The 297-nt window shown below is 72.7% G+C and carries 1 protein-coding gene; it reads right to left on the reverse strand.

From position 1 onward, the window contains the following. Positions 1-297 (reverse strand): glycerate kinase (locus tag AC5RUJ_RS18970; protein WP_494156603.1); only part of this gene is annotated, 297 nt, incomplete at both ends.

Consider the following 297-nt stretch of genomic DNA (forward strand, 5'->3'; position numbering starts at 1 on the left):
CGGCGCCCGCCACGTTGACGTCGCGGCCTGTTGCCTTCAGCAGCAACTGGGCCCAGCGCTGCAGCGCCTCGTCGAGCAACCGCCGCGAGACCGCGTCGGCGCCCTTCTGTTCACCGAAAGCGTGCGCCGCCCCGTCTGGCCCGTACAGCGGATTCGAGACGTCTGCCGCTATCCGGATCACGGTCTCCGCCAGGCGCGGGTCCAGGCCGGAGGTGTCCAGGTGGTCCGCGGTAGCCAGGGCCGCGCCGCCGAGCAGGACTTCGGCGCCGCCGCCGGTAAGGACCTTCAGGCCGAGCG

The organism is Arthrobacter sp. Y3223164 (genome assembly GCF_059091005.1).